Raw genomic sequence first — 12,167 nt, forward strand, 5'->3', positions numbered from 1 at the left:
GATCGGGCCATGCCGCGGTACGCCCGAGCGGAGCGCGAGGCGCTCGCCGACCTGATGCTGGAACTGGGACCGGACGCGCCGACCGTCAACGAGGGGTGGACCACCCGGGACCTGGCCGCGCACCTGCTGGTGCGGGAACGCCGGCCGGACGCGGCCGGCGGCATCCTGCTGCCGCCGCTGCGCGGCTACGGCGAGTCGGTGCGCCGGCGGATCGCCGCCGGGCCGTACGCCGACCTGATCGCCCGGGTCCGCCGCCCCCCGGTGTGGAGCCCGGTGAGCAACCCGCTCACCGACGAGCTGGCGAACGGGATGGAGTTCTTCATCCACCACGAGGACGTCCGCCGGGCCCGGCCGGGCTGGCAGCCGCGGAACCTGCCCGCCGGGCAGCAGGCGGTGCTCTGGAAGCGGGTCGCCCTGCTGGCCCGGATGGCGCTGCGGCGCTTCCCGGCCGAGGTGCTGGTGCAGGCGCCGGGGCACGGCGAGCTGCGGGCCGGTGGCGGCGGCGAGCGGCTGCGGCTCGTCGGCGCGCCGGGGGAACTCGTGCTGTTCCTCACCGGGCGGCAGCGGGTGGCCCGGGTCCAGGTGGACGGCCCGGCCGAACGCGCCGAGCGCCTGCGTAACGCCGAACTGGGCCTGTGAGCGACGTTTCCGCCCGTTCACAAGTGATCGTAGAATGTGGACACCCGGCATTCGATAACGTTCGCCGGCTGCCGTACGCTCCTGCGAACCGTCCCGACCCCGCGGGACGGCGGACAGGGGACGACGATGCGGGACTTCGCGCTCTCGGCGCTGCACGAGCCGCCCTTTCCCTCCCGATGTCACCCGGCCACCGACGAGGTGGCCGCGCAGAGCGTCGCCTGGGTGCGCGGGTTCGGCCTGATCAAGGACCGGGCCGGCCTGCTCCGGCTGACCGGGGCCCACGCCTCGGAGCTGGCCGGACGGGCCTGCCCCGATGCCTCCCCGGCCGGCCTGCGGCTGCTCACCGACCTGATCAACTGGCTGTTCGTGGTGGACGACGCCTGCGACGACGACGGGCTGGGCGCCGCACCGACAGTGCTCGCGCCCACCCTGGCGGCGCTGCTGGCGGTGCTCGACCGGCACGGTGACCCGGACGCGCCCGCGCCCACCGACGCCGGCCCGATGGGCCTGGCGTTGCACGACCTGTGCCGGCGGGCCCGCGGCCGGGGGCGGCCGGCGCACCTGATGCGACTGGTGAGCCAGTTGCGGGAGTACCTGCTGGCGCTGCTCTGGGAAGCCGCGAACCGGGAGCGCCGGCGCGTGCCCGGGGTCGCCGAGTACGTGCAGATGCGCCGCCACACCGGAGGCGTACGCCCCAGCTTCACGGTGACCGACCTGGCCCGCCCGTCCCTGCCCCGGCCCGACCAGCGGGCGAACCCGGCGCTCACCGCGCTGGACGCCCTCGCCACCGACCTGGTCTGCTGGTGCAACGACATGTTCTCCTACGGCAAGGAGCGGGGCGTCGCCCCGGAGGCGCACAACCTGGTGACCACCATCGCGGGCGAGACCGGGAAGGACGAGTCGGCGGCGTTGAACGCGGCGGCGAACTGCTTCAACACGGCCCTCGCGTCGTACGCGGAGCGGGACGCGGCGTTGAGCGCCGGGGCCGACGAGGGGATGCGGGCGTTCCTGGACACCCGCCGGGACTGGATCCGGGCCACCTACGACTGGTCCCGCGCCGCCAGCCGGTACGCCTGATCCGGTTCCAGCAGTCGGGACCGGTGGCGACTCGGCCGATCAGGGCTAGCCGCTGGCCGGGTGCAGGCAATACCCTTCGGTAACCGCAGATCGACGTGACCCCCGTCACGTCCCTCCACCCCTGAAGGCGGCTACAGCGATGGCTCTCGATGTACCGTACCGTTCCGTACCCGACATGTTCCTCAAGCGCGTGGCGGATTCCCCCGACCGGCAGGCGTTCGCCCACCCCGCACCCGACGACTCGGGCCCGGTCTGGCTGACGTGGGAGCAGGTCGGGCAGCGCGCGAAGGCGATCGCCGCCGGGTTGCACGGGCTCGGTGTCGGCCTGGAGAACCCGGTGGCGATCCTGGCCAACACCCGGCTGGACTGGGTGCTGGCCGACTTCGGCATCATGTGCGCCGGCGGGGCCACCACCACCGTCTACCCGACCACCGAGCCCGACGACGCGGTCTTCATCATCGCCGACTCCGGCTCGAAGGTGCTGTTCGCGGAGAACCCGGCCCAGGCGGCGAAGATCGCCGGGGCGGACCTGCCCGCGCTGACCCACGTGGTGCTCTTCGACGGCTCGCCCGATCCGGCCGCCGCCGTCCCGCAGCTCACCCTGGCCGAGCTGGAGGAGCGCGGCGCCGCCGCGCTGAGCGCCGAGCCCGACCTGATCGACATGCTCGTCGCCGGCATCGGCCCGGACCACCTGGCGACGCTCATCTACACCTCGGGCACCACCGGCCGCCCGAAGGGCGTGGAGCTGCTGCACGGCGGCTGGTGCTGGGAGGGCGTGGCGCAGGCCGAGCTCGGCCTGCTGCGCACCGACGACCTGCAGTACCTGTGGCTGCCGCTGTCGCACTCGTTCGGCAAGACGCTGCTCTGCGGCGCCACCCACGTCGGCCTGCCCACGTACGTCGACGGCCGGGTGGACAAGCTGGTCGACCTGCTCGGCGTGGTCCGGCCGACGCTGATGTGCGGCGCGCCCCGGGTCTTCGAGAAGGTCTACAACAAGGCGGTCACCACCGCGCAGGGCGCGGGCGGCGCGAAGGCCAAGATCTTCGCCTGGGGCGTCGCGGTCGGCAAGGAGAAGGTGGCGCTGGAGCAGGCCGGCAAGCCGGTGCCGGCCGGGCTGCGGATGAAGTACGCGCTGGCCGAGAAGCTGGTGTTCAGCAAGCTGCAGGCCCGGCTCGGCGGCCGGATGCGGGTGCTGGTCTCCGGCGCGGCGCCGCTGAGCAAGGAGATCGCGACCTTCTTCGCCGCCGCCAACCTGCCCATCTCCGAGGGCTACGGCCTGACCGAGACCAGCGCCGGCGCGTTCGTCAACCCGCCCGACGGGCTGAAGATCGGCAGCGTGGGCCGGGCCATGGGTGACCTGGAGTGCCGGATCGACAGCGACGGCGAGGTCCTCATGCGGGGCAAGCCGGTCATGCGGGGTTACCACAACCTGCCGGAGGAGACCGCCGCCGCGTTCACCGAGGACGGCTTCTTCCGCACCGGTGACATCGGCACGCTCGACTCCGACGGCTACCTGCGCATCACCGACCGGAAGAAGGACCTGGTCAAGACGTCCGGCGGCAAGTACGTCGCGCCGTCGCACATCGAGGGCATGTTCAAGGCGGTCTGCCCGTACACCTCGCAGGCAGTGGTGATCGGCCAGGCGCGCAACTACTGCACAATGCTCGTCACGCTGGACCCGGACGCGATCAAGGGCTGGGCCGCCGGCACCCCGCTGGAGGGCAGCGACTACACCACGATCGTCACCTCGCCGCAGGCGCGGGAGATGGTCGAGGGCTACGTGGCCGAGCTGAACGCGAAGCTCAACCGCTGGGAGACGATCAAGAAGGTGTCGATCCTCCCCCGTGACCTCACCATCGAGGACGGCGAGGTCACGCCGTCGCTGAAGATCAAGCGTCGCAGCGTGGAGACGAACTTCGCCTCCGAGATCGACAAGATGTACGAGGGCACGCTCGCCGAGCTGTAGCCCGCACCACCAGTCGGTAGCGCCGGCCGTGCCCCACCGTCCCGGGGCACGGCCGCGTGCCGTTCAGAGGTGCTGTTGCCGCCAGTGGCTCTGCTCGGCCTCGGCGGCGATCTGCTCCTCCAGCGCGAGCTGGCGTACCCGGCGCCGGTGACCGTCCTCGCCCCGGGTCTCCCAGGCCACGCCCGCGCCGGTGAGCATCGCCAGCACGATCAGTGCGACCAGCTCCGGCACACGGAACACGAATGGGGCGACCGCGGTCAGCGCCACCACGGTGGTCAGCAGCCGCCAGTGGATCTCGCGCAGCGCCACCCACCAGCACCCGGCGACGCCGAGCAGGTGCAACGCGACCCCGCCGAACAGGATCGCGCCCCAGAAGTCGCCGAGCGGCAGCCCCCAGGCGGGCGTGTGCGGATCGGCGGCCTCGGCCAGCAGGTCCTTGAGGCCGAGCGCGTAGAGGATGATCCCGGCGACTATCGGCAGGTGCAGGAACGTGTACGCGGTGCGGGCGAGCCGCAGCCGTGTGGCGCGGTCCCGGGCTTGGTGCAGGACCTGTTCCATGGCGAACGCCAGCGTGTCGAAGTACGCCCACCACAGCGCCGCCACGACCGTGATGCCGAGCAACGCGGCGATCGCCACCGGGCCGGTGAGCGGCAGCCCGCGCTTCGGGCCGAGCCCCAGCGCGATGATCGACTCGCCGAGTGCGACGAGCACGATGAGCGCGTGCCGTTCCGCCCAGTGCCCGGCCGAGAGCACCACCCACCACTGCTGGCCCAGGACCGTCCCGGCGACGTACTCGACAAGCAGCGCCAGCGTCCAGAGCGCCAGTTGCAGCCACACCGCGACCCGCTCCTGCGCCAGCCGGCCGGGAAGGGTGCCGGCGACGACAAGCAGCGCCGTGGCCACGGTCGGGGCCAGGAAGCGCATCCGCAGTCCCCGGCGCCGGGCCGGGTCGGCACGGTCGGCCCAGGCGAAGACGGTGAGCTGGGCCGTGCGGATCACGAAGTAGCACCCGGCGAAGACGAGCGGCCCGGGCAGCCAGCCGCCGCGGTTGGCGAACGCGCTGGGTGTGCTGAGCACGAGCAGGAACGTCGCCGCCACGGTGACGAAGCCGACCAGCGGCAGCACCCCCTGGTCGGCGCGGAAGGCGTTGCCCATCCGCGCGAAGCCGGTCCACGACCACCAGAGCAACGCCAGCACCAGCAGGAAGCGGTAGAGGTTGACCGGCGTGAGCACCGAGGCGGTGAGCGTGGTGACGCTCAGGAACGCGAAGACGAAGACCAGGTCGTAGAAGAGCTCCAGCCGGGTGGTGCGGGAGCCCGGCGCGCTGCGCCGCACCGTCCACGACCACCGGACCCCGCCCCCGTTCCCCACTCGGGCAGTCTGCGGTCGCCGTCCCGCCCGGAGCCGGGGTTCGGAGCTTCACCACCGGATCGGGCGGGCGCGCCGGGTCAGGCGATGACGCCGGCCTCGCGCCACTGCGGCCGGCCGGCCCGGTCCAGGTCGTAGCGCACCGCGGCGAGCCGGCCCACCGCCTCCACCAGCTCCTCGGCGGCCAGTGTGAAGGGCAGGCGCAGGAAGCGCTCGAGCGTCCCGTCCAGGCCGAACCGGGGTCCGGGCGCCAGCCGTACGCCGACCTCCTCGGCGGCCCGGGCCAGCGCGCTGGAGATCGGACCGTCCAGCTCGGCCCAGAGCGTCACGCCGCCGCGCGGCACCGTGACCCGCCAGTCGGGCAGCTGCTCGGCGAGCGCCGCGACCAGGGCGTCCCGCTGGGCGGCGAGCTGGGCGCGGCGGGCGGCCACGATGGCGGGCGCCTCGGCGAGCAGGTGCACGGCGACGAGCTGGTCGAGCACCGGGCTGGCCATGTCCACCCCGACCCGGGCCGCAGCCAGCCGCTGCACCTGGGGCGCGGAGGCGCGGACCCAGCCGATCCGCAGCCCGCCCCAGTAGGGCTTGCTCATCCCGCCGATGCTGATCACCCGGGAGTGCCTGTCGAAGACCGCCACGGGTGGCGGCAGCGGGGTGTCGTCCAGTGGCAGGTCGACGAAGGACTCGTCGACGACGAGGTCGGTGCCGGCCGCGTGCGCCGCGCCGACCAGCCGTTCGCGCAGGTCGGCCGCCATCAGGTGGCCGGTCGGGTTGTGGAACTCCGGGATCACGTACGCGAGCTTCGGCCGGGTCTGCCGGATGCTGCCGAGCAGCAGCTCGGCGTCCCAGCCCTCGTCGGACAGGCCGTGCGTGGCGATCCGGGCCCGCCGGGCGGACAGCGCGGCCAGGGCGTTGGGGTAGGTGGGTGACTCGACGAGCACCGCGCCGCCGGGCGACAGGGCCAGCCGCAGCACCAGGTCCAGCGCGTGCTGGGTGCCGCTGGTGACCATGATCTGCTCCGGGCTGGTGGGCAGCCCGCGCTCGGTGTACCCGCGGGCCACCGCCTCCCGCAGCTCGATGATGCCGGTCGGGTGGTAGCCGGCGCCGCCCAGATAGCGGGGCAGGTCCTCGGCGGCCGCCCGGGCGGCCGGGACGAGCTGCGGCGGCGCGGACAGCGCGGCCACGCCGAGGTCGATCATGTCGCGGTCGTCCAGCGGCGTCCACAGCCCGGTGCTGGCCACCCGGTGGCCGCCGGGCAGCATGGTCCAGCTCCCGGCGCCCCGGCGGCTGGCCAGGTGGCCGCTCTCCCGCAGTTCCCGGTACGCGGCGGTGACAGTGGTCCGGCTGATCCGCAGCGCCTCGGCCAGTTCCCGCTCGGCCGGCAGGCGTACCCCCAGCGGCAGCCGGCCGTCGGCGAGCAGGCCCCGGACGGCGGCGGCGAGCGCGGCGTAGTCGGGGCTGCGCCGGCGGCCCGGCAATGCGTGCCACTGGCCGAGGAGTCGCGCCAATTGGACGCCGCGCACCTGGCTGGTCATGGCCACACCTCCAGAATTGGCCCCCTTGCGGCCTGCAATTGGCCCCTAGGGTGGCATGCATGGCACCGCTTGGCAATCTCGGGCACCGCCCGGCGCGACGACTCACCCAGCTCTACGCCGGGCTCGTTCTGTACGGCCTCAGCATGGCGCTGATGATCCGGTCGGAGCTGGGCCTGGACCCGTGGGACGTGTTCCACCAGGGGCTCTCCCGGCAGACCGGTCTCTCCTTCGGCACCGTCACCATCGCCGTCGGCGCCCTGGTCCTGCTGCTCTGGATCCCGCTGCGGCAGCGGCCCGGCCTCGGCACGGTCAGCAACGTCGTGGTCATCGGGCTGGTCGTCGACGCCACGCTCGCAGTGCTGCCGCCCGGTGACGGCATGCCGGCGCGCACCGCGATGCTGGTGGCCGGGATCGTCGCCAACGGCGCCGCCACCGGGCTCTACCTCGGCGCCGGGCTCGGCCCCGGACCCCGCGACGGTCTGATGACCGGCTTCGTCGCCCGCCACCCCCGCTTCTCGGTCCGGCTGGTCCGCACGAGCATCGAGATCACCGTGCTGGGCCTCGGCTGGCTGCTCGGCGGGACCGTCGGTCTCGGCACCGTGGCGTACGCGCTGACCATCGGCCCGCTCGCCCAGTTCTTCATCCCGGTCTTCGCGCTCCCAGCGCGGCCGCCGAGCGGCGCTTACGCTACGTGATCAGCGCCGGGCCGACCGCCACGGTCCGCAGCGCTCCGCAACGCGCTGAGCTGCGGTGACACAGAACAGCGAAACCAGGTGTTTCCTCCGCCGTCGCGGCCGGGCATCATTCCTGCATGGGGGAGAACGGATGGCGTTGGAGCGACGCCTGGATCTTCGTCGCGCTTGTCATCGCCAGTGGCGCCGGCCGGCACCGGCGGTCCGCGTCGACACGCCGCCCCGAAGGCGTACGGCTGGCCGACGTCCTCTCCACAGCCGACCACCTCAACCAGGCCATCCCCGAGCGGCACGAGGTGGAGGGCGCGGTCCGGCGGCTCGTCGGCGCCGGCCTGGTCAGCGTCTCCGACGGCTGGTTCCGGGTCACCCCGGACGGTGAGCGGCTCTGGCGCACCCGTCCCAGCGCCGGGCTCGGCACCACAGTGGACACGGTGCAGGGCGTGCTGACCCGCCGGCACCCGCCCGGCGAATCCGAGTGGCAGCTCGACGAGGACGACCACGCCGCCGCCGTGCAGGAGTACGTGGTCCGCTCGATCCCGATGCCGCGCCGCTCCCCCGAGGGGCGCTCCGGCCGGCAGTGACCGCCCGCCTCAGCGCACCGGGTGCCCGGCGCCGCGCAGCGCGTCCTTGACCTGGCCGACGGTCAGCTCGCCGAAGTGGAAGACGCTCGCGGCGAGCACCGCGTCCGCTCCCGCGCCGACGGCCGGCGGGAAGTGCGCCACCTCGCCCGCGCCGCCGCTGGCGATCACCGGCACGTCGACCACCTCCCGCACCGCCTGGATCAGCGGCAGGTCGAACCCGGCCTTGGTGCCGTCGGCGTCCATCGAGTTGAGCAGGATCTCACCCGCGCCCAGCTCGGCGCCGCGCGCCGCCCACTCGACCGCGTCCAGGCCGGTGCCGCGCCGCCCGCCGTGCGTGGTCACCTCGAAGCCGCTCGGCGTCGTGCCGTCCGGGGCGCGGCGCACGTCCAGCGAGAGCACGAGCACCTGGCGGCCGAACCGGTCGGCGATCTCGGCGATCAGCTCCGGACGGGCGATGGCGGCGGTGTTCACGCCCACCTTGTCCGCCCCGGCCCGCAGCAGCGTGTCGACGTCGGCGACCTGACGGACGCCGCCGCCCACCGTGAGCGGGATGAAGACCGACTCGGCAGTGCGCCGCACCACGTCGAGCATGGTGCCCCGGTCGCTCGACGAGGCGGTGACGTCGAGGAAGGTCAGCTCGTCCGCGCCGGCCCGGTCGTACGCCGCCGCCAGCTCCACCGGGTCGCCCGCGTCACGCAGGTCGAGGAAGTTGACCCCCTTGACCACGCGCCCGGCGTCCACATCCAGACACGGGATCACCCGTACCGCCACCGTCATGCCCCGAGCCTAGCCAACGCGGGGGCGGTGGTGACCGGCCGGTGAGGCCGGTCACCACCGCCCGTGGTGGTGTGCGTTCGCGCCGGTCAGAGACGAACCAGCATCTTGCCGAGGTTCTCGCCGCGCAGCAGGCCGAGGAAAGCCTCCGGGGCCTGCTCGATCCCGTCGATCACCGTCTCGTCGCACGACAGCCGGCCCTCGCGCAGCCAGCCCGCCACCTCCTGCACGAACTGCTCCCGCAGGTGACCGTGGTCACTGACGAGGAAGCCGCGCAGCGTCAGGCGCTTGCCGATCACGAGCGCCAGGTTGCGCGGGGCGGCCGGCGGCTCGGTGGCGTTGTACTGCGCGATCATGCCGCAGATGGCGGCCCGGCCGTGCAGGTTCATCGCCCCGATCGCGGCCTCCAGGTGGTCGCCGCCGACGTTGTCGAAGTACACGTCGACACCGTCCGGGGCGGCCGCCCTGAGCTGCTTGGACACCGGGCCGTCGTGGTAGTCGAACGCGGCGTCGAAGCCGAGCGCGGTGAGCCGCTCGACCTTGGCCCGGGAACCGGCGCTGCCGATCACCCGGCCGGCGCCGCGCAGCTTCGCGATCTGGCCGACCATGCTGCCCACCGCGCCGGCCGCGCCGGAGACGAACACGGTCTCCCCCGGCTTCATGGCGGCCACGTCCAGCAGCCCGGCGTACGCGGTCAGCCCGGTCATGCCGAGCACGCCCAGGTACGCGGTCACCGGTGCCAGGTCGGGGTCGACCTTGCGCGCGCCCCGGGCGTCCACGAGCGCGTACTCACGCCAGCCGAGCCCGTGCAGCACGACGTCGCCGGGCTTGACGCCCTCGGCCTCGCCGGCCACCACCTCACCGATCGCGCCCCCGTCGAGCGGGGCGTCGAGCGCGAACGGCGGCACGTACGACTTGACGTCGTTCATCCGCCCGCGCATGTACGGGTCGACGGACATGAACCGGTTGCGGACCACGACCTGGCCCGGGCCCGGCGTCGGCACCTCGGTGGTGACCAGCCGGAAGTTCTCCGGAGTCGGCCAGCCCTGTGGCCGGGACGCCAGATGGATCTCCCGGTTCATCGGGCCCTCACTCATCGGGCCTCGCGGACCGTGCGGGTGACCTCGACGTTGCCACGGGTCGCGTTGGAGTAGGGGCAGACCTGGTGGGCCGCGTCGACGAGTTGCTCGGCTGCCGAGCGCTCGACCGCGGGCAGGTCCACCACGAGCGTCACGGCCAGACCGAAGCCGCCGCTGCCGTTCGGGCCGATGCCCACCTCGGCCTCGACGACCGAGCCGGAGACGTCCGCCTTGGCCTTGCGGGCGACCACGCGCAGCGCGGAGTGGAAGCAGGCCGCGTAGCCGGCCGCGAAGAGCTGCTCCGGGTTGGCCGCGCCGCCGGCGCCGCCCATCTCCTTCGGTACGGCGAGGTCCAGCTCGACGGTGCCGTCGGAGGTGCGGACGTGACCGTCGCGGCCGTCACCGGTGGCGCGGGCGGAGGCGGTGTAGAGCACCTGCATGTCACTGCTCCTTCTGTCGGTGGATCGTCTCGGTGACCCGGGTGAGGATGCCGTGGAGGAAGACCAGTTCGGTCTCGGTGAGCCCGGTGGCGGTGGCCACCTGCCGCGGCACGTCGCACATCCGCTCCCGCAGGGCCCGGCCCTGGCCGGTGAGGCCCACCTCGACCCGGCGCTCATCGGCGGCCGAGCGGGTACGCACCACCAGCCCGGCCGCCTCCAGCCGCTTGAGCAGCGGGGAGAGCGTGCCGGAGTCGAGCCGGAGCGCGGCGCCGAGCTCGGAGACCGTGGGGGCGTCGTCGTCGCGCTCCCAGAGCACCAGCAGTACCAGGTACTGCGGGTAGGTCAGGCCGTGCTCGTCGAGGATGGGCCGGTAGACGTCGGTCAGGGCGCGCGACGCCGCGTAGAGGGCGAAGCACACCTGCCGGCGCAGCACCAGATCATCGGTCACCGTGAAACCGTAGCCCACAATCAAGTTGTGCACAACCGATCGGTGTGCGGTCCGGGGCGGGCGACGCGCCCCGGCGCCGTCAGCCGACGGGGAGGTACGCCTCCAACTCGACCTCGACCAGCATGTCCGGGTCGATCAGCGCGGCCACCACCACCATCGTCGCCACCGGGCGCACCGGACCGAACACCGCGTTGTGCGCCCGGCCCACCTCGTCGGCGTAGATCCGGTCGGTCACGTACATCCGCGTCCGCACCACGTCGCCCGGCCCGGCGCCGACCTCGGCCAGCGCGTCCAGGCCGATCCGGATCGCCTGCGCGGTCTGCGCCGCCGCGTCGCCCGCGTGCGCCACCCGGCCGTCGACTGTGGAGGTGCAGCCGGCGGTGATCGCCAGCGAACCGGCCCGGACCACCCGGGAGTAGCCGTACAGCGCCTCCCACGGGCCGCCCGATCCGAGCCGGGTCACCACCCCGGCGTCCGCCGAGGACTCCGCCGGCCCGGCGGTCACGCGCCGGCCCGCAACGTGGCCAGCGCCTCGGCGACGGTGAACGCGCCCGCGTAGAGCGCCTTCCCGGCGATCACGCCCTCCACGCCCACCGGCTCCAGCGCGGCCAGCGCCCGCAGGTCGTCGAGCGTGGACACGCCGCCGGAGGCGATCACCGGGGCGTCGGTGCGCCCGCACACCTCGCGCAGCAGATCCAGGTTCGGCCCGCGCATGGTGCCGTCCTTGGTGATGTCGGTGACCACGTACCGCGCCGCGCCAGCCGCGTCGAGCCGGGCCAGCACCTCGTAGAGGTCACCGCCGTCGCGGGTCCAGCCGCGCGCCGACAGGGTACGGCCGCGCACATCCAGCCCGATCGCCACCCGGTCGCCGTACTCGCCGCAGATCCGGTCGCACCACTGCGGGTCCTCCAGCGCGGCGGTGCCGATGTTGACCCGGGCCGCCCCGGTGGCCAGCGCCGCCCGCAGCGACTCGTCGTCCCGGATACCGCCGGACAGCTCCACCTGCACGTCCAGCTTGCCGACCACCTCGGCCAGCAGCGCGGCGTTGGAGCCCCGCCCGAACGCGGCGTCCAGATCCACCAGGTGGATCCACTCCGCGCCGTCGGACTGCCAGGCCAGCGCCGCGTCCAGCGGGTCGCCGTAGGTGGTCTCGCTACCGGCGGCGCCCTGCACGAGCCGGACGGCCTGGCCGTCGGCGACGTCCACGGCGGGCAACAGGGTGAGGCTCAACGCTTCTCTCCTCGGGTCCTCAACGACGGTCCAGCGCGATCACCACGACCGCGGGCAGGACCAGCAACAACAACGCGACCAGCACCAGCCGCAGCGCCAGGTCGTCCACCAGGCTCCAGATCGCGACCACCGCCACCGCCGTGAGCACCAGGATCGTCGCCCGCTCGCGCCGGGTGTGCCGGCGCAGCCGCCCGGTACGCCCGCGCCGCAGCGACGGCGTCAGCCGGCGTACCAGAGAGTGCCGCCGCTCCCGGCGGGCCACCCGGCGGGCCCGGACGGCGCGCTCCCGCTCCTGCTCGGCCTCGCGCTCCGCCCGGCGGCGGGCCCGCTCCTTGCTCACG

Annotated in this window: 14 protein-coding genes; 5 read left to right on the forward strand and 9 right to left on the reverse strand. The window is 73.8% G+C overall.

The window, feature by feature from the left end; all coding sequences use genetic code 11:
• Positions 1 to 9: 9 nt before the first annotated feature.
• The 3 genes from AMK25_RS25790 to AMK25_RS25800 all read left to right on the forward strand — a co-directional run bounded on the left by AMK25_RS25790 (position 10) and on the right by AMK25_RS25800 (position 3,682).
• Positions 10 to 639 (forward strand): TIGR03085 family metal-binding protein, encoded by a 630-nt coding sequence (locus AMK25_RS25790; protein ID WP_073830975.1) that lies wholly within the window; start codon positions 10 to 12, stop codon positions 637 to 639.
• A gap of 126 nt (positions 640 to 765) precedes the next feature.
• Entirely contained in the window at positions 766 to 1,716 is a 951-nt protein-coding gene (locus AMK25_RS25795) for a terpene synthase family protein (RefSeq protein WP_073830976.1), read from the forward strand.
• A gap of 139 nt (positions 1,717 to 1,855) precedes the next feature.
• Positions 1,856 to 3,682 (forward strand): AMP-dependent synthetase/ligase, encoded by a 1,827-nt coding sequence (locus AMK25_RS25800; protein ID WP_073830977.1) that lies wholly within the window; start codon positions 1,856 to 1,858, stop codon positions 3,680 to 3,682.
• 63 nt (positions 3,683 to 3,745) lie between these two features.
• On the opposite strand, the gene AMK25_RS25805 is transcribed toward AMK25_RS25800, so the two are convergent.
• Positions 3,746 to 5,017, reverse strand: coding sequence for a low temperature requirement protein A (locus AMK25_RS25805; protein ID WP_073830978.1), 1,272 nt, complete (start codon positions 5,015 to 5,017; stop codon positions 3,746 to 3,748).
• Positions 5,018 to 5,130: 113 nt separating this feature from the next.
• On the reverse strand, positions 5,131 to 6,582 hold the full coding sequence (gene yczR / locus AMK25_RS25810) for a MocR-like transcription factor YczR (protein ID WP_073830979.1): 1,452 nt from the start codon (positions 6,580 to 6,582) through the stop codon (positions 5,131 to 5,133).
• A gap of 59 nt (positions 6,583 to 6,641) precedes the next feature.
• On the opposite strand from yczR, the gene yczE reads away from it, so the two are divergent.
• Entirely contained in the window at positions 6,642 to 7,277 is a 636-nt protein-coding gene (gene yczE, locus AMK25_RS25815; protein ID WP_073830980.1) for a membrane protein YczE, read from the forward strand.
• Between the two features lie 116 nt (positions 7,278 to 7,393).
• Positions 7,394 to 7,855 (forward strand): hypothetical protein, encoded by a 462-nt coding sequence (locus AMK25_RS25820; RefSeq protein ID WP_073830981.1) that lies wholly within the window; start codon positions 7,394 to 7,396, stop codon positions 7,853 to 7,855.
• Positions 7,856 to 7,864: 9 nt separating this feature from the next.
• Here the strand turns inward: AMK25_RS25820 and hisF are convergent, their stop codons facing one another.
• The 7 genes from hisF to AMK25_RS25855 form a co-directional block, all read right to left on the reverse strand.
• Positions 7,865 to 8,632: an imidazole glycerol phosphate synthase subunit HisF gene (gene hisF, locus AMK25_RS25825; protein WP_073830982.1), complete on the reverse strand. Its 768-nt coding sequence runs from the start codon at positions 8,630 to 8,632 to the stop codon at positions 7,865 to 7,867.
• Positions 8,633 to 8,718: 86 nt separating this feature from the next.
• The gene (locus tag AMK25_RS25830) at positions 8,719 to 9,726 is read right to left on the reverse strand and encodes an NADP-dependent oxidoreductase (RefSeq protein ID WP_073830983.1); all 1,008 of its coding nucleotides are present in this window, start codon (positions 9,724 to 9,726) and stop codon (positions 8,719 to 8,721) included.
• On the reverse strand, positions 9,723 to 10,148 hold the full coding sequence (locus tag AMK25_RS25835; protein ID WP_073830984.1) for an organic hydroperoxide resistance protein: 426 nt from the start codon (positions 10,146 to 10,148) through the stop codon (positions 9,723 to 9,725). Before AMK25_RS25835 ends, AMK25_RS25830 begins: the two co-directional genes overlap by 4 nt.
• A gap of 1 nt (position 10,149) precedes the next feature.
• A complete protein-coding gene (locus AMK25_RS25840; RefSeq protein ID WP_073831042.1) occupies positions 10,150 to 10,596 on the reverse strand; it encodes a MarR family winged helix-turn-helix transcriptional regulator in 447 nt (148 codons plus the stop codon).
• A gap of 79 nt (positions 10,597 to 10,675) precedes the next feature.
• On the reverse strand, positions 10,676 to 11,101 hold the full coding sequence (locus AMK25_RS25845; RefSeq protein WP_073830985.1) for a RidA family protein: 426 nt from the start codon (positions 11,099 to 11,101) through the stop codon (positions 10,676 to 10,678).
• Positions 11,098 to 11,826, reverse strand: coding sequence for a bifunctional 1-(5-phosphoribosyl)-5-((5-phosphoribosylamino)methylideneamino)imidazole-4-carboxamide isomerase/phosphoribosylanthranilate isomerase PriA (gene priA / locus AMK25_RS25850; RefSeq protein WP_073830986.1), 729 nt, complete (start codon positions 11,824 to 11,826; stop codon positions 11,098 to 11,100). Before priA ends, AMK25_RS25845 begins: the two co-directional genes overlap by 4 nt.
• 19 nt (positions 11,827 to 11,845) lie before the next feature.
• Complete coding sequence (locus AMK25_RS25855; RefSeq protein WP_073830987.1) at positions 11,846 to 12,166, reverse strand: hypothetical protein; 321 nt, start codon at positions 12,164 to 12,166, stop codon at positions 11,846 to 11,848.
• Position 12,167 lies beyond the last annotated feature (1 nt).

This window comes from Micromonospora sp. TSRI0369, assembly GCF_001905625.1.
In the GTDB taxonomy this organism is placed as follows: domain Bacteria; phylum Actinomycetota; class Actinomycetes; order Mycobacteriales; family Micromonosporaceae; genus Micromonospora; species Micromonospora echinospora_A.

Coding starts and splice junctions, on each gene's coding strand:
- AMK25_RS25790 (WP_073830975.1), top strand. CDS start 10: ATGCCGCGGTACGCCCGAGCGGAGCGCGAGGCGCTCGCCGACCTGATG.
- AMK25_RS25795 (WP_073830976.1), top strand. CDS start 766: ATGCGGGACTTCGCGCTCTCGGCGCTGCACGAGCCGCCCTTTCCCTCC.
- AMK25_RS25800 (WP_073830977.1), top strand. CDS start 1,856: ATGGCTCTCGATGTACCGTACCGTTCCGTACCCGACATGTTCCTCAAG.
- yczR (WP_073830979.1), bottom strand. CDS start 6,582: ATGACCAGCCAGGTGCGCGGCGTCCAATTGGCGCGACTCCTCGGCCAG.
- yczE (WP_073830980.1), top strand. CDS start 6,642: ATGGCACCGCTTGGCAATCTCGGGCACCGCCCGGCGCGACGACTCACC.
- AMK25_RS25820 (WP_073830981.1), top strand. CDS start 7,394: ATGGGGGAGAACGGATGGCGTTGGAGCGACGCCTGGATCTTCGTCGCG.
- hisF (WP_073830982.1), bottom strand. CDS start 8,632: ATGACGGTGGCGGTACGGGTGATCCCGTGTCTGGATGTGGACGCCGGG.
- AMK25_RS25830 (WP_073830983.1), bottom strand. CDS start 9,726: ATGAGTGAGGGCCCGATGAACCGGGAGATCCATCTGGCGTCCCGGCCA.
- AMK25_RS25835 (WP_073830984.1), bottom strand. CDS start 10,148: ATGCAGGTGCTCTACACCGCCTCCGCCCGCGCCACCGGTGACGGCCGC.